General features: G+C 74.2%; 18 protein-coding genes. 5 read left to right on the forward strand and 13 right to left on the reverse strand.

What is annotated here, in order from left to right:
* Positions 1 to 8: 8 nt before the first annotated feature.
* Complete coding sequence (locus ACFV6E_RS26380) at positions 9 to 752, reverse strand: DUF1684 domain-containing protein (protein ID WP_385173779.1); 744 nt, start codon at positions 750 to 752, stop codon at positions 9 to 11.
* A gap of 221 nt (positions 753 to 973) precedes the next feature.
* Between ACFV6E_RS26380 and ACFV6E_RS26385 the strand changes: the two genes are divergently transcribed.
* The gene (locus ACFV6E_RS26385; RefSeq protein ID WP_385173782.1) at positions 974 to 1795 is read left to right on the forward strand and encodes a PP2C family protein-serine/threonine phosphatase; all 822 of its coding nucleotides are present in this window, start codon (positions 974 to 976) and stop codon (positions 1793 to 1795) included.
* A 138-nt stretch (positions 1796 to 1933) separates the two neighbouring features.
* Positions 1934 to 2944 carry an MASE1 domain-containing protein gene (locus ACFV6E_RS26390; protein WP_385173786.1) on the forward strand — a complete coding sequence of 337 codons (1011 nt, stop codon included), beginning with the start codon at positions 1934 to 1936 and terminating at the stop codon, positions 2942 to 2944.
* On the opposite strand, the gene ACFV6E_RS26395 is transcribed toward ACFV6E_RS26390, so the two are convergent.
* From ACFV6E_RS26395 to ACFV6E_RS26410, 4 genes are all read right to left on the reverse strand, one after another.
* Positions 2902 to 5088, reverse strand: a complete 2187-nt coding sequence (locus tag ACFV6E_RS26395) for an iron ABC transporter permease (protein ID WP_385465031.1) — start codon at positions 5086 to 5088, stop codon at positions 2902 to 2904. The two genes, ACFV6E_RS26390 and ACFV6E_RS26395, sit on opposite strands and share 43 nt — an antisense overlap.
* A gap of 66 nt (positions 5089 to 5154) precedes the next feature.
* On the reverse strand, positions 5155 to 6129 hold the full coding sequence (locus ACFV6E_RS26400; RefSeq protein WP_385176308.1) for an ABC transporter substrate-binding protein: 975 nt from the start codon (positions 6127 to 6129) through the stop codon (positions 5155 to 5157).
* A 6-nt stretch (positions 6130 to 6135) separates the two neighbouring features.
* Positions 6136 to 7035: an ABC transporter ATP-binding protein gene (locus ACFV6E_RS26405; RefSeq protein ID WP_385176305.1), complete on the reverse strand. Its 900-nt coding sequence runs from the start codon at positions 7033 to 7035 to the stop codon at positions 6136 to 6138.
* Positions 7036 to 7174: 139 nt separating this feature from the next.
* On the reverse strand, positions 7175 to 7567 hold the full coding sequence (locus tag ACFV6E_RS26410; RefSeq protein WP_385176302.1) for a tautomerase family protein: 393 nt from the start codon (positions 7565 to 7567) through the stop codon (positions 7175 to 7177).
* Between the two features lie 180 nt (positions 7568 to 7747).
* Between ACFV6E_RS26410 and ACFV6E_RS26415 the strand changes: the two genes are divergently transcribed.
* On the forward strand, positions 7748 to 8785 hold the full coding sequence (locus ACFV6E_RS26415; protein ID WP_385465034.1) for an NAD(P)/FAD-dependent oxidoreductase: 1038 nt from the start codon (positions 7748 to 7750) through the stop codon (positions 8783 to 8785).
* Positions 8786 to 8874: 89 nt separating this feature from the next.
* Here ACFV6E_RS26415 and ACFV6E_RS26420 read toward each other — a convergent pair whose 3' ends face one another.
* A complete protein-coding gene (locus ACFV6E_RS26420) occupies positions 8875 to 9876 on the reverse strand; it encodes an NAD-dependent epimerase/dehydratase family protein (protein WP_385465037.1) in 1002 nt (333 codons plus the stop codon).
* A gap of 198 nt (positions 9877 to 10074) precedes the next feature.
* On the opposite strand from ACFV6E_RS26420, the gene ACFV6E_RS26425 reads away from it, so the two are divergent.
* Positions 10075 to 10866, forward strand: coding sequence for a ScbR family autoregulator-binding transcription factor (locus ACFV6E_RS26425; RefSeq protein ID WP_385176293.1), 792 nt, complete (start codon positions 10075 to 10077; stop codon positions 10864 to 10866).
* 279 nt (positions 10867 to 11145) lie between these two features.
* Entirely contained in the window at positions 11146 to 11793 is a 648-nt protein-coding gene (locus ACFV6E_RS26430) for a ScbR family autoregulator-binding transcription factor (RefSeq protein ID WP_385176289.1), read from the forward strand.
* A 110-nt stretch (positions 11794 to 11903) separates the two neighbouring features.
* Here ACFV6E_RS26430 and ACFV6E_RS26435 read toward each other — a convergent pair whose 3' ends face one another.
* The 7 genes from ACFV6E_RS26435 to ACFV6E_RS26465 all read right to left on the reverse strand — a co-directional run bounded on the left by ACFV6E_RS26435 (position 11904) and on the right by ACFV6E_RS26465 (position 21699).
* Entirely contained in the window at positions 11904 to 12431 is a 528-nt protein-coding gene (locus tag ACFV6E_RS26435; RefSeq protein WP_385176286.1) for a DinB family protein, read from the reverse strand.
* 1173 nt (positions 12432 to 13604) lie between these two features.
* Positions 13605 to 15143, reverse strand: a complete 1539-nt coding sequence (locus ACFV6E_RS26440) for a polysaccharide deacetylase family protein (protein ID WP_385465040.1) — start codon at positions 15141 to 15143, stop codon at positions 13605 to 13607.
* 337 nt (positions 15144 to 15480) lie between these two features.
* Complete coding sequence (locus ACFV6E_RS26445; protein ID WP_385465043.1) at positions 15481 to 17016, reverse strand: glycosyltransferase; 1536 nt, start codon at positions 17014 to 17016, stop codon at positions 15481 to 15483.
* Positions 17013 to 18296, reverse strand: a complete 1284-nt coding sequence (locus tag ACFV6E_RS26450) for a nucleotide sugar dehydrogenase (RefSeq protein ID WP_385465091.1) — start codon at positions 18294 to 18296, stop codon at positions 17013 to 17015. Before ACFV6E_RS26450 ends, ACFV6E_RS26445 begins: the two co-directional genes overlap by 4 nt.
* A 217-nt stretch (positions 18297 to 18513) precedes the next feature.
* On the reverse strand, positions 18514 to 19611 hold the full coding sequence (locus ACFV6E_RS26455; RefSeq protein ID WP_385176946.1) for a TAXI family TRAP transporter solute-binding subunit: 1098 nt from the start codon (positions 19609 to 19611) through the stop codon (positions 18514 to 18516).
* Complete coding sequence (locus ACFV6E_RS26460) at positions 19608 to 21032, reverse strand: sensor histidine kinase (RefSeq protein WP_385176944.1); 1425 nt, start codon at positions 21030 to 21032, stop codon at positions 19608 to 19610. Before ACFV6E_RS26460 ends, ACFV6E_RS26455 begins: the two co-directional genes overlap by 4 nt.
* A 7-nt stretch (positions 21033 to 21039) precedes the next feature.
* Complete coding sequence (locus ACFV6E_RS26465) at positions 21040 to 21699, reverse strand: response regulator transcription factor (protein ID WP_385176942.1); 660 nt, start codon at positions 21697 to 21699, stop codon at positions 21040 to 21042.
* Positions 21700 to 21749: the final 50 nt, after the last annotated feature.

Below are 21749 nucleotides of genomic sequence, written 5' to 3' on the forward strand. Positions count from 1 at the left end.
GGGGGCGATCAGTGCTGTGCGCGGAAGCCGTCGCGGAAGCGGGGGAGCTTCTCGCCGGCCCCGACGGGCAGGTGGAAGCGGTTCTGCCGCGGCGGCATCGGACAGTTGTACTGGTCGGAGTAGCCGCAGGGCGGCACGAAGGCGCGGTTGAAGTCGAGCACCACACGGCTGTCGTCCGCCGTGCGCTCGACGAAGAGGAAACGCCCGGCGCCGTACGTGGCGTCGCCGTTGGTGGGGTCGCCGAAGACGAGCAGCAGGGTGCCGTCGTCGTCGAAGGCGCTGAGCGTGTAGTCGCGGCCGTCGACGGTGAGCGCGATGTCGCCCGGGACCACCAGGTCGCGGGTGCCGCCGTTGTCCCGGATGTGCTCGAAGGCGACGCGCCGGGCGCCGGGCACCGGCGTGTAGAGCGCCTCCAGGACCCACGCGGGGTCGTACGGGTAGGCGTCCGTGTCCTCGTAGTGGCGGATCGCGGGGGAGTCGGCGTCCCACAGGCGCAGGCCGTGCTCGGGCTCGCCGGTCACCAGGTCGGTGCGCTGAAGGGTGGTGACGGTGACGCTGTCCGGCTGTCCCGCGCGGGCGGCCCCGGCGTCGGGCAGCTCACCGGCGGGCAGCCAGCGGGTCTCGACCAGGGCGAGGTTGCCGGTCGGGGCGGTGAGCGAGCGGCGGCGCTCCGCGCGCCAGGCGTCCCATCGCGCGCGGGCGTCGGGAGCGGACTGGCCGGAGGCGGCGGGGTGGGACACGGCAGAACTCATTCGCGTAGGGGTCGGAGGCGCTCACGCCTCGAATCTCACGCTGCGTGAATTACTGCCCAAAGCGTGTTCTTTATCTGCCATAAGAGGACCTAATGTCAAATACGGCCGGAGTCTGAGACGCGCCGCTCACCTGGCACGACGGAGCGGATAGCGGAACGACGGAGCGGCTGCCGGAACTGCGCGGACTACCCGAACGGGCTACGCTGGCCGCGGAGTGATCAATGCCCTCGAAGCATCCCACTGACGACGCCGGCGACCTGCTGGCCCGACTCGGATCGCTGACCGCCCAGGCGCGGGAGCGCGCGGAGCTGCAACGCTCCAGGGTCGAGCTGGCCGTCGCCCTCCAGCGCGGCATGCTCCCCGCGGAACTGCCGGCCGTACCCCGGCTGCGCGTCGCCGCCCGCTACGTGCCCGCCTGCCACGGACTCAACGTGGGCGGCGACTGGTACGACGGGTTCGTCCTGCCCGACGGCCGCGTGGGCATCTCCATCGGCGACGTCCAGGGCCACAACATCGAGGCCGCCGCCTTCATGGGACAGGTACGGGTCGGACTGCGCGCCCTGGCCTCCGTCACCAGCGAACCGGGCGAACTCCTCGCCCGCACCAACGACCTGCTGCTGACCCTGGGCACCGAGCTCTTCGCCACCTGCACCTTCATGCGGATCGACCCGGACACCGGCCTGGTGGAGTGCGCCAGGGCCGGTCACGTCCCCTGGGTCTGGGCCACGGCCGACGGGAGGTCCGGCGTCGCCGGAGGAGAGGGCGGACCGCCGCTCGGCGTGCTGCCCGGCACGGAGTATCCGGTGACCCGCTACCGGCTGACCACCGGCGGCGTCCTCGTGCTGCCGACGGACGGCGTGGTCGAAGGCCCCTCGCTCGTCGTCGACGAGGGCCTGGACCAGGTGGTCCGCCTCGCGGGCATCGCGGCGGTGGCCCAGATGGAGGCCGACGCGCTGGCTTCCGCGGTCATCAAGCTCTCCGAACAGGTGGGCCATGAGGACGACGCGGCGGCGCTGGTGGTCCGGTACGAAGGGCCCCTTTAGGAGCGCGGGGAACTGCGCGCTCAGCCAAGACGGCGCCGCGGCCGCCCGACGGCGGCTCGCGGCAGTCCCGGCGCGCACGCGGGCAGCGCGCGCCGCGCTGAGGTCGCCGTACCGGCCCCGCCGGTGTCTGATGGCTGCGTGGTGCGTACCCAGCCCTTGCGCCGACCGGCCGCCCTCGGCATCCAGACGCTGGCCGTCGCCGCCTGCTACTTCGCGGCGGGACGGCTGGGCCTGCTGCGCCGGCTCGTCGTGGAGGGCGCGGTGGTCACCCCCGTATGGCCGCCCACCGGCATCGCCCTCGCCTGTCTGCTGCTCTACGGCAAGCGGTCCTGGCCGGGCATCGCGCTCGGCGCGCTGCTCGTCGTCATGTCCATCGCCCCGCTCGGACCCGGCGTGATCGCCACCCTGGCGGGCAACACCGCCGCCCCCGTCTGCTCCTGGCTGATGCTGCGCAAGGCGGGCTTCCGCACGGACCTCGGCCGGCTGCGGGACGGCCTGGCGCTGGTGTTCCTGGGCGCCCTCACCGGCATGCTGATCAGCGCCACGGCGGGCGCCGGTGTCCTGTGGTACACCGGCAGGCTCGACGCGCACAGCTTCTGGCCGGTGTGGTCGGCCTGGTGGGTGGGCGACGCGATGGGGGTGCTGCTCGTCACTCCCGTCCTGCTCCTGCTGCGCCGGGCGCACTGGCCCCCGCCGACGGCGCGGTGGAAGGAGGCACTGGGTCTCACCCTCGTCGCCTGCGTCCTGATCGCGGTCGCCACCCGCAGCGCCCTGAGCGTGCTCTTCCTCGTCTACCCGCTGCTGATCTGGACGGCGCTGCGCTTCGAGCTCGCGGGCAGCGCCCTGTGCGCGCTGGCCTGCTCCGTCCTGGCCACCGTGGCGGCGACGGACGGCGCGGCGGGCCCGTTCGCCGGGCTGTCACGCGTCGAGGTGATGATCAAACTCCAGGCGTTCAACATGACCATGGCGCTGACCGCGCTGCTCCTGTCGGCGCTCATCACGGAACAGCGCAACACCCGCCGCTCCATCGAACGCGCCTGCCTGGAACTGGCCGAGGTCCTCGAACACCTCGCACCGGGCGAGACTCCGCCCGCCCGGCCGCCCGCTCAGGACTCGCCGCGCGAGCGCCACAGCAGCAACCCGAAGTAGGGCGCGCCGATCACGGCCGTGACCAGGCCCACGGGGATCTGCGAGGGCGCCACGACGGACCGGCCGACGGTGTCGGCGACCACCACGAGCAGCGCCCCGATGAGCGCGGCGACCGGCAGCACGCGCGCGTGCCGCTGTCCGACCAGCGCGCGGGCCGCGTGCGGCGCGACCAGGCCGACGAAGCCGATCACGCCGACCGCGGCCACCGAGGCGGCCGTGAGGACGACGGCGATGGACAGCAGCGTCAGGCGTGTCGTACCGGGCCGGATGCCCAGCAACCGCGGCGTGTCGGCGTCCAGGCCGATGAGATCGAGCTCCCGGCGCAGCGCGGCGAGCACCGGCAGCGACACGGCCAGCGCGGCGGCCACCGGCCAGATCTCGGGCAGGGTACGCCCGTAGGTGGACCCCGACAGCCAGGTCAGGGCCTTCGTCGCGTTGTACGGGTCGGTGAGCACAATCAGCAGGCTGACCAGCGCGGACGCGGCAGCGGAGACACCGACGCCGATCAGTACGAGACGGTTCTGCTCCAGGCCGTGCCGCGCCGAGAGCCCGAAGACGAGCGCGGCCGTGGCCGCGGCCCCGGCCAGCGCCGCCCCGCCGACCAGCCAGAAACCCGCCAGCGGTACGAGGGTGAGCGCGGTGACCGCTCCGGCGCCCGCCCCGCCGACGACGCCGAGAATGCCCGGCTCGGCCAGCGGGTTGCGGGACACCGCCTGGACGACCGCGCCCGCCACCGCGAGGGCGGCCCCGGCCAGCAGCGCCGCGGCGATCCGCGGGACCCGGGTGTCGAGGATGTAGCTGACGAGCGGTCCGGCGCGTCCGGTGAGCCAGTTGCCCACGTCGCCGAGGAGCAGCGGGGCGTCACCGAAGAGCACGGCCGCCAGCACGGCGACGACCAGCGCCGCGGACGTCACCACCAGGGTCAGGACGAAGGCGCGCCGGCTGCGCAGCCGCGCGAACGCCGTCGACGGGCCGTTGGCGCCCGCGTCGCGCGACCGGTGCGCGAGCGCCACCAGGACCAGCGCCCCGAAGAAGGTGGTCACGATGCCGGTCGGCACCGCGGCCCCGGCCTGCGCGCCGAACAGCGCCCGCAGCAGTACGTCGGCGCCGAGCACCACGTACACACCCGCCAGCGCCGAGGCGGGCACGAACACGCGGTGCCGCAGCAGGCCCGGGATCCGGGAGCCCGCCAGCCGGACCACCGCGGGCGCGCACAGGCCCACGAAGCCGACCGGTCCGGCGACCGCGACGGAGACCGCCGACAGCAGGACGGCGAGGACCACGGCGACCGCGCGGGTCTGCCGCGGACTGATGCCGACCACCGCGGCACCGTCGTCGCCGAGCGCGAGGATGTCGAGGCGGCGGCCGAGCAGCACGAGACCGGCCAGGGCGAGCACGGCGACCGGGGTGAGCCGGTCGATGCTCTGCATCCCGGTCTGCGCGAGCGAGCCGTTGCCCCAGGCGAAGAGCCCGGTCGTCTGCTGGGACCGCAGCAGCAGGAGCATGCCGCTCAGTCCGCTGAGCGCGAGGGTGAGCGCGGAGCCGGCCAGCACCAGCCGGACCGGTCCCGCACCGGCCCGGGACAGACCGAGCACCACCCCGGCGGCCAGCAGCCCGCCGGCGAACGCGGTGCCGCCGGCGGGCAGCGCGGGCAGGCTGATGCCGAACGCGGCGACGGACACCACCGCGAGATAGGCACCGGCGTTCACCGCCAGCGTGTCCGGCGAGGCCAGTACGTTGCGCGACACCGACTGGAGCGCGGCTCCGGCCGCGCCGAGCGCGCAGCCGACCAGCAGGCCCGCGGCGAGCCGGGGCAGCCGGGACGCGGCCAGGACGGCGGCCGCCTGGTCCGTGCCGCCGTCCCGCGCCGCCTCCCCGTACGAGGCGATCGCCCGCCAGAAGGTCGCCGGGCTCACCGGTGCCGTGCCCTGGCTCAGGTGCACGAGCGCGAGCAGGAAGAGCACGGCGAGCGCCGTGAGCAGGAGCAGGACGGTACGGCCGCGGTGGCCGTCCTGGCCTGTGGGGGAGGGCGGGACGGCGTCGGCCTGGCCGGGCCGCGGCGGGGGTGTGCCCCGGCCGGGCCGCGGTCCGGCCGGTTCGGTCTGCGGTCCGGAGGGGCCGTGCGGGGTGCGGGTGGTGGTCACGGTAGGTCCGTCAGTCCGTCAGTCCGTCAGTTGGTCAGTTGGTCAGCCAGTCAGTCAGTTCGTCCGTCAGCCCGTCAGGGCGTCCACGAGCGCGTCGACGTACTGCTTCATCGACGCGGGGCCGCCGAACATCCAGATGCCGTCGGGCAGCCGGTACACCTGGTCCTTCTTCACGAACGGCAGCGACTTCCACACCGCGTTGTCCTTCAGGCCCTCCGCGAACGGGTCCTCGCCGCTGCTGTCGTTCGCCAGGTACGCGAACCGGGCGTCGCCGACCTTGGTCAGGCCCTCCACGTCCGTGGTCGCGAGGCCGTAGTTCTTGTCGCCCTTCAGGGTCCACGGAGTCTTGAGGCCCAGCTCGGTGTTGATGTCGGCGAGCAGCGACCCCTCGACGTACGGACGCACCGTCACCTGGTTGTCCTGCTTCCAGCCGTCGGCGAAGGCGAGTTCCTCGCCGTCGAGTCCGGCGGCGGCGAGTTCCTTCTTGCCGTCGGCCACGGTCTTGCGGAAGGACGCGATCTCCGTCTTCGCCCTGGCCTCGGTGCCGGTGGCCTTGGCGATGAGATTGACGTTGTCGGTCATCTGGTCGATCTGCCGGCTCGCGTCGGCGGCCCGGACCACGACGGTGGGCGCGACCTTGGACAGCTGCTTGAGCGCAGAGTCGGACAGATCGGTCGTGGCCACCACGAGATCGGGCTTCAGGCTCGCGACCGTGGCGACGCTCGGTTCGTCACGGGTGCCGATGTCCTTGACGTCTCCGGTGAGCGGGGCCGCGGTGTCGTACGCCTTGTAGTTCTTGACGTCGGCGACGCCGACCGGGTCGACGCCCAGCGTGATGAGCGTCTCGACGACGTTCCACTCGATGCCGACGACCCGCTTGGCCGGGCCGTCGAGTTCGACCTTCTCGCCGCGGGCGTCGGTGACCGTCAGCGCCGAGCCGGAAGCGGCTGCCCCGGCGGGCTTCTCGGTGGTGCCGCACCCGGCGAGGGCGAGCGCCGCTGCCGCGGCGAACACCGGCCAGACCATGTGCTTGGTCGTCATGAGGGTTCAGGACCTTTCCGTTCGGAGGTGATGTCTGCCCACCGCACGGGTGCGGGGGATGCCCGTAGAGGTGTCCGTCTCCACCTCGATACGGATGCCGTAGGTCTCCGTCAGCCGTGCCGCGTCGTACACCTCGGCGGGGGTGCCCGCGGCGACGACGCGGCCCGCGGAGAGCAGGACGACCCGGTCGGCCACGGCGGCCGCCTGGTCGAGGTCGTGCAGGACGACCCCGATGGTCACGCCGTGCGTGTCGGCGAGGTCCCGTACCAGGTCGAGGATCTCGACCTGGTACCTGAGGTCCAGATAGGTGGTCGGCTCGTCGAGCAGCAGCACGTCGGTGTCCTGCGCGAGGCAGCAGGCGAGCCAGACCCGCTGGAGCTGGCCGCCGGAGAGGCTTTCGACGCCGCGGTCGGCGAGTTCGGTGACGTCCGTGACGGCGAGCGCGTGCTCGATGAGCCGCGGGCCGTCCGGGTCGGTGCCCCGGAAGCGGTGCCGGTAGGGGTGGCGGCCGAAGCCGACCACGTCCCGCACGCTGAGTCCGGCCGGGGTCGAACGGCTCTGCGCGAGCAGGGTGATGCGGCGGGCGAAGTCGGTGCGTGACAGCGCGAGGGCGTCCAGCCGCCCGTCACGGTCCTCGCCCCGTCCGTCGCCATCGCCGTCACCGCCGCTGCGGCTCCCGTCGTCGGCCGGCACGGTCACCGTGCCGGTCCTGGCCTTGTGCAGGCGGGCGATGGAGCGCAGCAGGGTGGACTTGCCGCTGCCGTTGGGGCCGATCAGGGCGGTGACCCGGCCGCGCGGCAGTCGCAGGTCGGCCTCGTGCACCACGTCGGTGCCGTCGTAGGCGACCGTCATGGCGCACGCGTCCAGTCCGGCGACGGCGGCCCCGTCGGGAGCGGCGGCGGACATCCCGCGGGCACCCGCTCCGGAGCCGTCCGGTGGGATGTCATCTGGGTCGAGTGGGTCGGGCGCAGTCACGAACACGTGACTGAGGTTAGCCTAACCTCAGTCGAATGTTGAACCCTCACCCAACGCTCCGACCTGCGGATCAGTCGGCGGGAGCGTACTGTGCCGCCCCGTCGCCGAGCGACCAGTCGGCGGACGTGTTCTCGGTGAGGGTGATGAACACGTTCCGGGGTTCGGTTCCGGCGTACCGGTGGGCGAGTTCGGCGATCCGCCGGTACAGCGCGCGCTTCTGCTCCGGGGTGCGTCCGGCGCGCAGCGTGACGGCGACATAGACGATGCCGTCGTCGCGCCGGATCCCGAGGTAGTCGTCGTAGTGCAGGGTGCTGCGGTCGCCCCCGTCGTGACTGGTCAGGACCTGGAAGCGGTCGTCGGGCGGGATGCCGACCGTCTCGACGAGGGCTTCGTGCACGGCACGGCCGAGCGCGGCGAGACGGCCGGGGTCCGCCCGCAGGGCGTCGATGCGAACGAAGGGCATGGCGAAGGCTCCTCGGGGGTGACGGCAGTGAGCGGCGGTGAGCGCGCGACTGACTGTACATACTAGTAGGTACAGTCAGTTGTCCGCCGCTCGGCGGGACGGGTGAACGAGTGGACAAGCGGCGCCGTACGTACGGACATTGGGGAGCGTGGTGATCCATGAGTCGTCCGGAGGGGGATCATGTCGTCCGTCGTCGTTGTCGGTGCCGGGATCGTGGGGGCCTCCGTGGCCTACCGTCTGGCCCGGCGCGGAGTCTTGGTCACGCTGCTCGACCAGGGGCCCGCGCCGGCCGCGGGCGTGACCGGGGACTCCTTCGCGTGGATCGGCGACAGCGGCGGGGACTGGCCGGGCGGCGCGCTGGACCTGCGGTCGTCGGTACGGGCCGACTACCGGCGCCTCGAGAGCGAACTGCCCGGCGTCACGGTGCGGTGGACCGGCTCGCTGGACTGGAACCGTACGCAGCGGCCGGACGCGGAGTTGGGGCCGGGGCAGTACTGGGTGTCCCGCGACGGCATGGCGCTCCTGGAGCCCCGGCTGCGCAACCCGCCCGAGCGCGCCGTGCACATACCGGGTGACGGAGGCGTCGACCCCGTCGCGGTGACGGCCGCGCTCGTCGACGGTGCCCGTGCGCACGGGGCGGAGGTGGTCTTCGGAGCCGCCGTCGCGTCGCTGCACCGGGCCGGCGGGCGCCTGAGAGGCGTACGGTCCTCGCTCGGTCTGCATCCGGCGGCGACGGTCGTGCTCGCGTGCGGCACCGGCGCCGCCGCCCTGTGCGAACCGCTCGGGGTACGTCTGCCGGTCGCGGTGTCCCCGGCCTGGCTGGTGCGTCTCGCGGCGCCCTCCGGGCTGGTCCGAGGCGTGGTGGCCACTCCGCGGGCGGAGGTGAGGGAGGCCCGGGACGGCGAGTTGCGGGTGACGCTGCCCGCGGTGGGGGACTGGTCGGCGGCGTCGGCGGAACGGGCCGCGGGGTACGCGCGGGAGCGAGTGGCGGAGTTGTTCACCGGCGGCGCCGAATGCCGTGTGCTGAGCTGCCGGGCCGGCCGCCGTCCGATGCCCGAGGGCGGACCGCTGGTGGGGCCCGTGACGCCGGACGGGTCGGTCCACGTCGCGGTGGCGCACTCGGCGGTCACCCTGGGCCCCACGGTCGGGCGTCTCGTCGCGGACGAACTCGCCGACGGCAGACCCGCCGGCGAACTGCGCCGCTGCCGCCCGCGGTGACGGTAACTGCCTGCCGGGCGTCGGGAGTTCACCGCCGGGCGGGGGCAAGTGACCGCCGAGTGGCGGTAGTTACGGCGGGCAGTGTGCGTTCACTGTCCGGCGGTGGAGCGGGAGCCGAGTCGGTAGTCCTCGTCGAGCTCGTGCGGGAGGCGGGCGCTCGGGGACGGACCCGGGTCGATGCCGAGCAGCTTCCACAGGCCGTCACTGGCGAAGTGGTGGTCGACGGTCAGCATCGTGAGGTTGTGCACGGCCTGCGGGTTGCCGCCGACCCGGGCCAGGGTCTCCTCGGGGGTCAGACGGGGCTCGGCGGGAAGTCCCAGTCGAGCCAGGAGCAGGCCGATCAGCTCGTCGGCGGCGAGCGGGACGGGATGGTTGGCGTGGTGGGCCCCGGCGATGTCCTGGTCGGTGAGGGCCGCGGCGAGCACCGCCCGGCCCAGGGTCGTCACGTCGACGGCCGAGTGGAGCGCGGTGGTGGCGATGCCGGCGCCGAGGTGGCGCAGGAGCCGGGCCAGGCCGGGGACGACCCACCGGTCCCCGGCGCCGTGGACGAGGTGGGGGCGCAGGACGGTGCCGCCGGCGTCGAGGACGTGCCGTTCCGCGGCGGCGCGGCTGCGGCTGGTGGCGGACTGCGGGTCGAGGGTCAACTCCTCGGCGCGGGCGTCGCGGAAGGGGCCCCGGCCGTAGACCGCCGCGGTGCTCACGTAGACGACGCGGCGGACGCCGTGACGCCGGGCGTCCTCGACGAGGGCGCGGGTGCCGAGGTCGTTGACGGCGTGCAGGGTCTCGTCGTCGGCGTTGATGCTCGACGCGCAGTGCACCACCGTGTCGACGCCCGCGCAGAGGCCCCGTACCGCCGCGGGATCCCGCAGGTCGGCGATCACCCTCTCCGCTCGCGTGCCGGAGGAAAGTGGCACCTCGGGACCGCCGGATGCCCCAAGGGGGCCGGGGGCGCCAGGGGTTGACGAGGCGGAGGAGGCGTCCGGGGTGCGGTGGACCAGCCTCAGCCGGACGTCCGGGTCCGAGAGGGCGGCAGCGGTCACGTGCCGTCCGATGAAGCCGCGGGCTCCGGTGACGAGGAGGTGGTGCGGCATGGGTGCTCCTGTGCGGTCGGTGATGAGGCATCGGGATCGGCCACAGCGGTGGCGACACCGCGGGACCGGCTTGTGAAAATACGGACTACCTGGTTTTGTTTCCAGGGGGCGATGGCAATCAAGACACCCATGTGGTCATGCGGGCGGCGCCGCTCCGGCCGGGTGGTGCAGTCACGGCAACAACCATGGAGGCCTTGAGTGGCACGACAGGAGCGTGCGATCCGCACCAAGCTCGCGATTCTGAACGCGGCGGCTGCGGTGTTCGACGAGCGCGGGTACGAGGCTGCCACCATCGGTGAGGTGCTGACGCGGGCCGGAGTGACCAAGGGGGCACTCTACTTCCACTTCCCTTCCAAGCAGGCGCTGGCCGAGGGCGTCCTGAGCCAGCAGTTCGCGAACGTCGCGGTCGAGCGGCAGGCGTGCCGGCTCCAGGAGTTCGTGGACACCGGACTGCTGGTGGCCTACCGGATGCGGCGCGACCCGATGGTGAGCGCGGTGGCCAGGCTGTCCCTGGAACAGGACATGAGCACCCAGTTCGGCACCGCGGCACTGACCCAGTGGATCGAGACGTCGCAGTACCTCCTGCACGAGGCCAAGGGACAGGGGGAGTTGCTGCCGCACGTGGACCCGGCCGAGAGCGCCTGGCTGTTCTCCGCGGCCTGGACGGGCGTCCAGGTGTTCTCGCAGATCCTGGAGGGGCGGGAAGGGCTCGAGGCGCGGGTGGTCATGCTGTTCGAGCACCTGCTGCCCGCCATCGCCGTGCCCGCCGTGCTGAACCGTCTGATCATCACCGCCGACCGGGCGGCCGAACTGGGCGCCGCCGGGAGCCGCGCCGCCGACCGGCCCGACCGGCCCGAACCCTCGGAACGGCTCGACGGGTCCGCTCCCGACGCGCTGGCCGAGCGGGACACGGAGGCCGGACAGGACCGGGACGGGGGCCGGGCGAACGGCCGCAGCGGACGGGCCGGACAGGTCCAGGCGACCCTCTGAGCCGGCCGCCCGACCGCGGCCGCCGGGTGACCGGTTGACGTCATCGGGCCGTGCCGGAAGTGACCGGTGGTGGCCGATACGTTGTCCTGCGGTTTCGGGTGAACGGGGCGTTCCCCTCCATCTGTAAACCGCGCAAGCGGTTTGTTAATCTGATGGGAATTTCGGAGCGGCGCAGACGGACCCGGGTGCGAGCGCGGCCGATCGCTGGTGATGCGCCCGGCAGGCACGCGAAGGTGCCGGTCCGTACGCACGGCGGCCCCCCGCACGACGGAGCAAGTGATGGTCAGGCAGGAACGCGCGATTCGTACCCGGGAAGCGCTCATCAAGTCCGCCGCGGAGGCATTCCACCGGGAAGGCTTCACGGTCGCCTCGCTGACCGCGATCAGTACCCGGGCCGGAGTCAGCAACGGAGCGCTGCACTTCCACTTCGCCAGCAAGGCGGCCCTGGCGGACGCCGTCGAGGAGGCCGCACTCCAGCGGCTGCAATCCGTCACCCGGCTCTCGTCCGCCACCGCCGAGGGCTGCCTCCAGCACCTGGTCGACGTCTCCCACGCGCTGGCCAGGGGACTGGTCGCCGACGTGGTGCTGCGGGCCGGCTTCGAGCTGGGCGGCGACCCGGCCAGGCCGCAGCGCACCGAACTGCGCCGGCAGTGGCGGCACTGGGTCGAGCGGGTGCTGCTCGAGGCGGCCCGGGCGGGCGAGCTGCGGGCCGGGGTGACGCCGGATCAGGCGGCCCGTGCCGTGGTCGCCGCCATGGTCGGGTTCGAGGTGCTCGGTGCCCGGGACGCGACGTGGCTCAGGCCGCCGATCATCAGCCAGTTCTGGCAGTTGCTGCTGCCCACGCTCGCCTCCCGCGCGGTCCTGGCCACCCTCGTCACCACCGGCACCGCCACCGTCAGGCAGGCACAGCAGCCGGCCGGCGGCTGACGCCCGGAGCGGACCAACCGCGCCGTATCTCCGCGCCGAGCCGCGCACGCCAAGCGGACGAGGGCGAAGCGAGGGGAGTCCGGGGAGTCCCGGAGTCCCTGAGGCGCCCCTCACGCCCCCGTGGTGCCGTCGATGCGCTCCCGGATCAGATCGGCGTGCCCGTTGTGGCGTGCGTACTCCTCGATCAGGTGGATGAGGATCCAGCGCAGGGAGACCTCGGTGTCGCCGACGATCCGGGCGTCGGGTTCGGGCAGTACGCCGCAGTCGTCCAGTGACGCGGCGGCGATGATCTCGCGGCCCCGTTCGACCTCCTTCCGCCAGAGGGCGAGCGCCTCGTCGAGTCCACGGTCCGGGTCGAGGGCGAACCCGTCGGACTCGGCCCGCCCGAACAGCCGGTCGACGTCCTGGCCCGCGAACACCCGCTGGAACCAGTTGCGTTCGACCTCGGCCAGGTGCTGGACCAGTCCGAGCAGTGTCATCGGTGAGGGCGCCGCGGAGGCGGTGCGTAACTGGTCGTCCGTCAGGCCCGAGCACTTCAGCGTGAGGGTGGACCGGTGGAAGTCGAGCCACGTTTCGAGCATGGCCCGCTCAGCGGCGTGCGGCGGGGGAACGGGGCGTCCGTCCGGTGTCGTAGTCATGTCTCGCACCCTGGCACGAAGGGCCGGGAGACACCCGGGCCTTCGCCCCCGACGAACGCGCCCGGCCGCTACCGCCCGCTCCCCGTTGCCCGCCGTCCGGCCGCCGGAACGGACCTCCGCGGCGGCGATCGGCCGCCGCCCGGGAGGGGAGCGGCCCGCAATTCGGTACCAACCGGGGTGATCCGGCGTGGATATCGGTGTCGGCGCGGCCCGGGACGCGTGGCACATGCCGTGGGAAAAGTCCTGGCAGAGGCCGGTACAAGCAGGCTCAAACCCTGCTGGCGACCCACTCGTCCCAGCACGTAAGTTCGAGCTGCCACGGGGAGCGTCAACAGGCGCCACATGGGCAACTGTGTCAACAACGCCAACCGGGTTGCTCCGACGTCGACCGGCGTCCCCGGGCGGCGCCTCCGTCCTTCGAGAGCGGAACGAGAGCGGAGCGTGGACGTCCGGAATCCGCCGGGCGGCCTCGGCGTCGTCGTGCCGCGGGAGATTCGGAAGCGTATATTCCGCGCAGGGTGGTGCACTCGTATCCGACGAGGGCTGATACAGCCGGTGAACAGGCGTGTGCGGGGCCTGCACGAGCCGGTGGCGGTCGCCGCCGGGGCTGTGCCTCGCCGGCGGCGACCGCGAGCGCGGAGAACATCCGGCTCCCCAGCCGGGGCCTTCTCCGCACCGACCGTCCTCTCCCCCCTCCCGGGGTGTGCGGGAGTTCACCCCGGGCTCGAACCGGCGGGGAGGACGAAGGCTGGAGCCGCGCTCTGAGTGGTGCGGCTCCAGCCGTCCTGGACGAACAGTGGCTCATGGCCCGGGGTCCGGGGGCCGAGCAAGCGCGCGGGGCTACTGGCACCGGTGGGGCCGGTGCCGGACTGCCCTGCCCGAAGCTTAGAACGGGCTGAGGACGAAACGGCAGCCCGATGCATACGACAACCTGTCGTCAGGTTGTCGACAATCGGACCGGACGACGCGTCCTCGCGGCACGACGGGGCTGCGTGCCGTTCAGGCGGATGATCACCGTTCGACCCTACGCAGCACCGTACGGCCGTGTCACGGCAACGGCGGATGAACCCGTGGAACCGGTCGCCCAGCCGGATTGCGCCCGTGCTTCGCCCGCAATTCGGCCGGGTTCGGACCGTGCTTCGGCCGCGCGGGAACGGTGCTCCGACCGGCCGTTCAGTCCGTCGGCGGGGTCGGCGGGGTCGGCGGGGCGACGTCCAGGGCGGTGAAGCGCGGCCACGCCCCGGCGGTCGCGTTGCGCGCGGCGAGCGCGAAACCGCCGGAATGCTCCGCCGGATCCGAGCCCGGCGGTGTGCGCAGAGCGAGGACGGTACGGCCGTCGACGACGGCGCGGACCCGGCGCGGGCTCACGAGCAGGGTCAGCCGGTGGGCGGCGGAGGGCGCGAGGCGGCCGGTCCGTGTGCGCGGCGCGCCGCCCGCCGCGGCACCGGGCGCGGGCGTCCCCGTCACGCGGTCGGTCAGCCGCGCCGTGTTGCGGCCCACCGTCAGGGTGACCGGGCGCGAACTGCCGTCGCGGACGGTGACGGAGACGCTGTTGCTGGTGGAGCGCAGCCCGGCGGCGGTGGCCCGGACGCGGTAGGCGGTCCAGTCGGCCGTGGCGACGGGCCGGTACCTGGCGGTGAGACAGCCCGTGCGGGCGGCGTGCGGACCACGCCCGGTGAGCGCGGCGAGCACCGCCTCCGGGGTGCCGTCGGACGCCTGCCACCGGCCGGGCCGGCGCAGCGGCTCGCGCACCTGGCCGGGCGTGACGGAGGTCCACTCGGACACCTGCCGCAGCAGCCGGGCGGGCGTGGTGGAGGACAGCACCTCCAGACGCTGGGCCTGCCCGGCCGCCGCCGCGCGGGGCCCGGCGGGCAGCGGCCGCGGCGCGGTGTTGGTGAGGGCCGCGGCGAACCGGGCCCGCAGCAGGCGCTGGAGCAGCGAGACGTCACGGCCCGCCAGGTTGGTGCGCTGGGCGGTCTCCGAGAACGGATAGGCGAACAGCCGCGCCGCGGGCAGCCCGTGGTCCGCGAGATCGCGCGCCGACCCGTCGAGGTCCGCCTCGATACGGCGACGGTACTCGTCCTCGGTCTCCAGGCGCCCGCGTGCGGGCAGCCACAGGCGGTTGGCGAGCACCGACCCGGTGCGCCCCGAGGCGTCGACGGGCGCCCGGCGGTGGCTGTGCCGGGTGTGCGCCTGGAAGTCCCAGCGCCCCGAGCCGGCCATCCGCGCGGTCTCCTGCCAGGACAGGTAGTAGGGGCGGTGCGTGCCCACGAGACCCGTGATGAGGTACGCGGCTGCCTTCATCCGGTACTTGGCCAGGATCGGGTCGGCGTGCACCCACAGGCCGCGGGTGCCGTCGTCGAAGGTGAGGTAGACGCTGCGCCGGGCCGGCGGGCGGCCGGTGCGCAGGTACGCCGTGAACTCGGCGGTGGACAGCGTCCGGTAGCCGGCCGCCCGCAGCGCGGAGAGCTGGGCGTCCAGGGACCGCGGGGTCACCGTGTAGCGGCCGCCCGCGTCCGGCGCGACGTCGTGGTAGGCGAGGACCACCGGCGCGGCGGGCGGGCCGCCGCCGCTGCCGCGCGGCCGGGCGTCGCCCCCGCCGGGCGCGGGCGCCTGGTCCGCGACGGCGCGCCGGTGGGCCTCGTACTGCCGCACGGCGGCGAACGGCGCGGCCACGACGGCCAGGGCGAGCAGCCCGAGGACGGCGCGCAACAGCCGGTTCCGGACACGCCCGCGGACCGGGCGGGACGGGGCGGTGGACCGCTGCGCGGCGGGCGGCCTCACAGGGGGCGGCCTCGGGTGAGCACGACGTAGTACACGCCCGCGAGGACGGCGGCGGTGACGGCGAGCACGACGAGACGGCCGAGACCGCGCAGCAGTCGCGGGGCCTGCGGAGGGCGGCGCGGCGAACGCGAGGGGCGCCAGACGTTCAGGGCACGCGAGGGACGCCGGAAAGCCGGGACACGCGAAGGGCGCCGGGCACGGAGGAGACGCGAAGGGCGCCGGGGATTCACAGAACGCGGGGCACGCGCGGGCCGCGAAGGACGTTTCACGCCGGGCTCCTCGTCCAGATCCTGCGGCGGACGGTCAGCGCCGCGTACGGCAGCAGCCAGGCCAGTACGCAGCACGAGAGCAGGCTCATCAACGGGCGGTAACGCCAGCGCGGGTCACCGGGGTTGTCCAGGCGGTAGGCCAGACCCCACACACAGCCCTTGAGGACCACCCCGGTCAGGTACAGCACCGCCAGGGCGCCCGCGTGTTGCAGCGGTGCCACGACGAGGTGCCAGCAGACCATGAACGGCGCGGCCGTCACCCACAGGGCGTGCCCGTAGTACAGCAGGGCGGGGCCGGGGCCGCGCCGCCACATGAAGCCGCCGGTGAAGAAGAGGTTGCGCAGGAAGCTCTTCTTCCAGCGCACCTGCTGGTGCAGGAACGGCCGCCACCGGGACGGCACGTTGGTCCACACCCGCGCCGCCCGGCTGTAGCCGACCAGCCACCGGCGTGCGGGATGGTCCTGGTCCCGTACGAACGGGGAGTCGGCGTGGCGGCGCTTGAGGGCCTCGCCGCGCCAGGCCTGGCCCAGGACGTAGCCGGTGAGCTGGCGGTCGGTGGCGAAGCGGAAGGGCGCGCCGAGGAACCGGTCCTCGGCCCAGGCCGGCAGGTAGTTGAGGATCGCCTCCCGGCGGAAGGCGGCCAGCGGACCGGAGACGCAGGTGACCGAGCCGAACGCCGCCTCGGCCGCCTTCGCGATCCGGAACTGCCCCTCGTACCAGACGTCCTGGACCCGGGCGAGCAGGCTGCTGCGCGGGTTCAGCGCGCGGCAGTGGCCGCTGAGCGCGCCGAGGTCGGGGTGGCGGACCATGGCCTCGACGCACAGGCGCACCGCGTCGGGCGCGATCACGCAGTCGGAGTCGGTGAAGACCAGGACGTCGCCGTCGGCCATCTCGCAGGCCCTGACGAGGGCCGCCTTCTTGCCGATGTTCTGTTCGAGACGGATGACGGTGACGCCGAACTCCCCGGCCAGCGCGTCGAGCACGTCGGGCGTGGCGTCGGTGGAGCCGTCGTCCACGACCACGATGTCCAGGTCGGGGTAGTCGCTGGCGGCCATCGAACGGACACAGGACTCGACGTTGTCCTGCTCGTCCTTGACGGCGAGCAGGAAGCTGACCTTCGGGTGTGCGGGCAGCGCGGGGAACTCCGTGTGCTCCCGGGCCCGTCCGCGCAGGGGGTGCCGGGCGGGGTCGTCGTAGCAGGCGTAGGCGAGGTAGAGCAGGCAGACGGTGCCGCCCATGACGCTGAGCCCGTAGCCGACGGCCAGGTAGGCGCCCTGCGGCAGCAGGAAGGTGCGGCGGGCCAGCAGCAGGAGCAGCGGCAGCAGGGCGGTCAGCGTCAGCAGCCGGACGAGTCCGGCGCGGACCGGCCGGTCCAGGCGGTCGATCCGGCGGCCCACGGTGCGCGACAGACCCCGGCGCACGGCGGACCCCGCGGACCGCTGGGCGCACAGCCCGCCGGTCCGCGCCGCCTTCTCGCCCGCCGCCTCCTCGCGCGGTGCCGGTGCGCCGGGCCGTCCGGTGAGGGTGCTCATGCCGTCACCCGCGCGGGCCGTACGGTGCCGCGATGGCGGGTGTCGAGCACGCACGGCGCCCCGTCCAGCCAGGACAGCTCTGCCCCCGGCTGCACGGTGTGGACGATCACGAGGTCCCAGGGCACCGCGCGGGGGTCGGGCACGTGCCGCACCGTACGGCCGTCGAGCGCGACCGCGGGGACCAGCGGGTCGCTGTAGGAGACGTCCGCACCGGCCGAGGTCAGCAGGCCGATCAGCCGGAGCGCCGGGCTCTCCCGGACGTCCGAGACGCCTTCCTTGTACGCCACTCCGATCACCAGGACCCGTGCCCCGGCGACGGGCACGCCCCGCGTCGCGAGCAGGTCGAGGGCCTGGCCGGCGACACGGGCCGGGCGCCCGGCGAGCGCGTCCATGGCCGTCGTGACCAGCGGTGCCGACAGCTGACGGCCACTCAACTGAGCCAGCAGGTAGTGCGGATCGCACGGGATGCAGTGCCCGCCCGCCCCCGGCCCCGGGTAGAAGGGCATGAACCCGTACGGCTTGGTCGCGGCCGCCTCGAGGACGGCGGCCGGGGCGAGGCCGAGGGCGCGGCAGGCGTCCGACAGTTCGTTGGCCAGCGCGATGTTGACGGCGCGGAAGGTGTTCTCCCACAGCTTCGCCATCTCCGCCGTCTCCGGGTCGGGGACCTGGTGGATGCGCGAGGCGGTACGGGCCAGCAGCGCGGCGGCCGCCCGGGTGCTCAGCGGTCCGGCGCCGCCGACCACGCGCGGGGTGTTCTCCGGCAGATGCCGCTCGCTCCCGGGGTCGATCCGCTCCGGCGCGAAGGCCACCAGGACGTTCTCCTCGGCCACCAGGCCCCGCTCCGCGAGCGGGCGCAGCAGCAGTTCGCGGGTCGTGCCGACATGGCTGGTGGACGTCAGCACGATGAGCTGGCCGGCGCGGGCCCGCTCCACGACCGACGCGCAGGCCGACCTCAGCGCCCGCAGGTCGGGCCGGCGGTCGTCGGTCAGCGGGGTGGGCACGCAGACGACCACGGCGTCGGCCTCGCGCAGGGCGGCCGGGTCCGGGGTGAGGCGCAGCGCGTCGTCCGCCGTCGCGTCGGCGAGCCGGACGAGCTGCGCGGGCAGCAGATCGACCGCCCCGGCCCGTACGTCGCGCAGCCGCCGCTCACTGGTGTCGACCCCGAGGACCGTGGCGCCCGCCTCGCACAGGCCCAGCGCCGTGGGCAGGCCCACGTACCCCAGGCCGACGACCGCGACCGTCCTGCCCGTCAGGTCCGCGTCGGTCCCCTGACGGACGATGTGCCGGGTCCAGACGTCCGTGCCGCCGAGGGCACCGGGGCAGCCGGCGCCCGTGGGCAGGCGCTCCTCCACTACTTCTGCCGCAATAGTCACATCGTGATATATAAGGTGCGATCACGGACGCGATCGGGTGCCGCGCGCGGAACGCACCTTGCCGGGGCGGCGATTCACTCCAGCGGAGCCCCGCACGCGCCGCCCACCGCGGCCGGGCGCCGTCCTACCCGTGCAGCGACCGGTACGCCGCGACCGCCCCCGGATGCAGGGCGATCGTGCCGGTACTGATCAGGCTGCGGACGTCCAGGAACTGGGTGCCGACCACGTGCGCGGGGACGAGGGAGCCGGAGCTCTGCACCAGGATCCGGGTCAGCGCCTCGGTGAGACCGGGGGAGAGGCCGGGACGGCAGACCAGCAGGTTGGAGACGCCGATGGTGGCGATCCCGTTCACCCCGTCGTACGCGCCCTGTGGCAGCGTCACCTGGTCGAGGCCCGCGGCGGCCAGCCCCTGGCTGCCGCCGAGCCGGGGCAGCAGGTCGGCCAGCGGCAGGAAGCGCAGACCGGGCGCCGCGGTGAGCCGGGACAGCACCGGGATGGGCGCACCGCCCACGACCAGCAGCGCGTCGACGGCGCCGGAGCGCACCCGGCCCGCGACGGCCGTCATCGGCAGGTGCCGGACGCGGACATCGGTCCCGGGGGTGAGTCCCGCGGCCCGCAGCAGCCGTTCGCCGAGCTCGGCCCCGCCCGATCCGGCCGCGCCCAGCCACACGGTGTGCCCGGCCAGTTGGGCCACCTCGCGCACGGCGGAGTCCGCGCGGACGGCGCACTGAAGGTAGGTCTCGTAGACCCGGCCGAGCGCGCGCAGCCCGATCGGCCGGCCGAAGGGGGCCGCGCCCTCGGCGGCGGTGCGCGCCGTGTCCGTGAGCACCAGCGCGAGGTCGGCGCGGCCCGCGTCGAGGAGCCGCAGGTTGTCCACGCTCGCGGCGGTGGTGAGCACCCGGCAGCGCAGCCGCGGCAGCCGCGCCTCCACCTCACGGGCGAGCAGCCGGCCGAACGCGGCGTGCAGCCCCGCCTTCTCCCCGGTGGCCAGCCGCAGCACCCCGGCCGGCTCCGGCCGCCGCAGCGGGGCGTCACCCGCGAGCACCCCGGCGAGCCCCGCACCCGCGGCCACGGCGAGCCCACGACGCAGGGCGTCGCGCCGGGAGACGGCACGAGTGCCGGTACGAGGGCCGGGCCCGGGCTCGGACCGGGTGCCGGTTCGAGGGTGAGGCCGGGGCTCGGGCCGGGTGCCCGTACGAGGACGGATGCGGGGGTCGGTCATCGCGCACCGTCCTCGCCGGCGGCCGTGCCGTCCCCGTCCGTCGCCACCGGCAGGAGCGCGCGGACCTCGAGGCCGCGCGGCCGGGCGGGCCGGAGTTCGAGACGGCCGTCGCGGCCCGTGAGGAGTTGTTCGGCGATGGCGAGGCCGAGGCCGGTGCCGGAGGTGCCGTGGTGGCGGCCCGAGCGCCAGAAGCGCGTCGTGGCGAGGGCTGTCTCCGCCGGGTCGAGGCCCGGCCCGTCGTCCGTCACCGTCAGCACGGCCCGGCCCCCGTCGACGGCGCAGGCGAGGGTGATCGTGGCGCCGGGCCCCGCGTACTTGATGGCGTTGTCCAGCAGGATGTCGGTGAGCTGGGCGAGTTCGCGGTCCGTGCAGGCGGCCGGCACGGGCGGCGCGACCCGCGTGGTCAGCCGGGAACCTGCCCGCCGGGCGACCGGCTCCCACAGCCGCCGCTGGGCCAGCGCGACCTCGGCCGCGTCGCAGCGGGCGTCCCCCGGCCCGTGGACGGCCAGCTCCCCCGTCCGGTGCTCCGCGGTCGCCAGCGCGAGCAGGTCGTCGAGGAGCGTCTCCAGCCGGTCGAGCTGGGAGGTGACCCCGCTGTACGTGCGGCCGGCCGACGCGGGCAGATGGCTGTGCAGGGCGTCGACGCGCAGCCGCAGCGCCGCCATCGGGTTGCGCATCTGGTGCGAGGTGTCGGCGACCAGCCTGCGCTGCTGCTCCAAGGCCGCCGTCACGGTCCTGGCCATCCGGTTGAACCCGGTGGCGAGCTGCCGCAGCTCCGGCGGCCCCGCGGCCCGCGTCTGCTCCGGCGGCAGCCCCGCCGCGAGCCGTCCCACGGCGCGGTCGAGACCGCGCAGCGGACTCACCACCCAGCGCGTCGCGGCCCGCGCGAGGACCGTGCAGGCCACGGCGACCAGGGCCGTCCCCGCGAGGACCGCGGCCCAGCGCAGGGCCACGTCGTGCGCCGCGCTCCGCACCGAGGCGCGCAGCACGACGGCGCCGGTGACCTGCGTACCGGTCCCGGCGGGCTCCGCGAACATCACGTTCCCCCGCGACCAGGGCCGCAGCGACCGCGTGGGATGTGCCGTCCGGTTGCGCAGGGCCGCGTCGATGAGCTTCTGGACGGCCGGGTCGGCGGCGCGCATGCCTCCGGTCTGCACGACGGGGACACGGCGCGCGTCCACGACGACGAGCGGTTCGCCGTAGAGCTGGGTGTAGCGCCGCGCCTCGGCCACCACCGCCGAGGTGTCGCCGGACGTGGTGGCCTGGTCCATCAGGGAGGCGAAGCGGTCGAGGTCGGCGGTGCGGGTGAGGACGAGCTGCTGCGTACGGTCGGAGGCGGTGAACAGCAGCAGCGGGATCGCGAACGCGGCCACGGCGAGCACGGCGAAGGCGAGCAGCGCGGCCTGGACCCGGGTGCGCATGCCGGACTCAGTCCCCGAAGCGGTAGCCGAAGCCCCGGATGGTCGTCAGCAGTTCGGGCCGGGCCAGCTTGGCGCGCAACTGCGTGAGGTGGACGTCGAGGGAGCGCGACACGGCGTGGAAGGCGTCGCCCCACACCTCGTCCAGGAGCTGCTGACGGCTCACCGCGGTCCCGGCCCGCCCCGCGAGCACGGCCAGGATGTCGAACTCCTTGGTGGTCAGCTCCACCTCCGCGCCGCCGACCCGGACCCGCCGCGCCTGGAGGTCGACCTCGACGTCACCGGCCCGTACCGTCCGCGCCGAGGGCGTGCCGCGCGCCGCGGAGCGCCGGGTGACCGCGTCGATCCGGGCCAGCAGCTCGGCCAGCCGGATGGGCTTGACGAGATAGTCGTCGGCGCCCAGGCGCAGCCCCCGTACGACGGAGCGTTCGTCGCCGCGCGCGGTCAGCACCACCACCGACAGGTCGCTCACCGCCCGCAGCCGGCGCAGCACGTCCAGGCCGTCGACGTCGGGCAGCCCCAGGTCGAGCAGGAGCAGCTCGGCGGCGCGGTGGTAGGTCAGCACGTCCCGGCCGTGCCGCACCCGCCGGACGACGTGTCCGTGGTCGTAGAGGACCTCCACGAGCGCCGAGGCCACACCGTCGTCGTCCTCGGCCAGCAGTATGTGCACCTTTCCCGGCCCTTCCCGCGGCGGCGTCCTCCTCGGCACTCCTCGGTTCT

Source organism: Streptomyces sp. NPDC059785 (assembly GCF_042732375.1).
Classification (GTDB): Bacteria; Actinomycetota; Actinomycetes; order Streptomycetales; family Streptomycetaceae; genus Streptomyces.

Bases quoted from the DNA above. Each gene is read 5' to 3' on its own strand.
- ACFV6E_RS26380 (WP_385173779.1), bottom strand. From the start codon at position 752: ATGAGTTCTGCCGTGTCCCACCCCGCCGCCTCCGGCCAGTCCGCTCCC.
- ACFV6E_RS26385 (WP_385173782.1), top strand. From the start codon at position 974: ATGCCCTCGAAGCATCCCACTGACGACGCCGGCGACCTGCTGGCCCGA.
- ACFV6E_RS26400 (WP_385176308.1), bottom strand. From the start codon at position 6,129: ATGACGACCAAGCACATGGTCTGGCCGGTGTTCGCCGCGGCAGCGGCG.
- ACFV6E_RS26405 (WP_385176305.1), bottom strand. From the start codon at position 7,035: ATGTCCGCCGCCGCTCCCGACGGGGCCGCCGTCGCCGGACTGGACGCG.
- ACFV6E_RS26410 (WP_385176302.1), bottom strand. From the start codon at position 7,567: ATGCCCTTCGTTCGCATCGACGCCCTGCGGGCGGACCCCGGCCGTCTC.
- ACFV6E_RS26415 (WP_385465034.1), top strand. From the start codon at position 7,748: ATGTCGTCCGTCGTCGTTGTCGGTGCCGGGATCGTGGGGGCCTCCGTG.
- ACFV6E_RS26420 (WP_385465037.1), bottom strand. From the start codon at position 9,876: ATGCCGCACCACCTCCTCGTCACCGGAGCCCGCGGCTTCATCGGACGG.
- ACFV6E_RS26430 (WP_385176289.1), top strand. From the start codon at position 11,146: ATGGTCAGGCAGGAACGCGCGATTCGTACCCGGGAAGCGCTCATCAAG.
- ACFV6E_RS26435 (WP_385176286.1), bottom strand. From the start codon at position 12,431: ATGACTACGACACCGGACGGACGCCCCGTTCCCCCGCCGCACGCCGCT.
- ACFV6E_RS26445 (WP_385465043.1), bottom strand. From the start codon at position 17,016: ATGAGCACCCTCACCGGACGGCCCGGCGCACCGGCACCGCGCGAGGAG.
- ACFV6E_RS26455 (WP_385176946.1), bottom strand. From the start codon at position 19,611: ATGACCGACCCCCGCATCCGTCCTCGTACGGGCACCCGGCCCGAGCCC.
- ACFV6E_RS26460 (WP_385176944.1), bottom strand. From the start codon at position 21,032: ATGCGCACCCGGGTCCAGGCCGCGCTGCTCGCCTTCGCCGTGCTCGCC.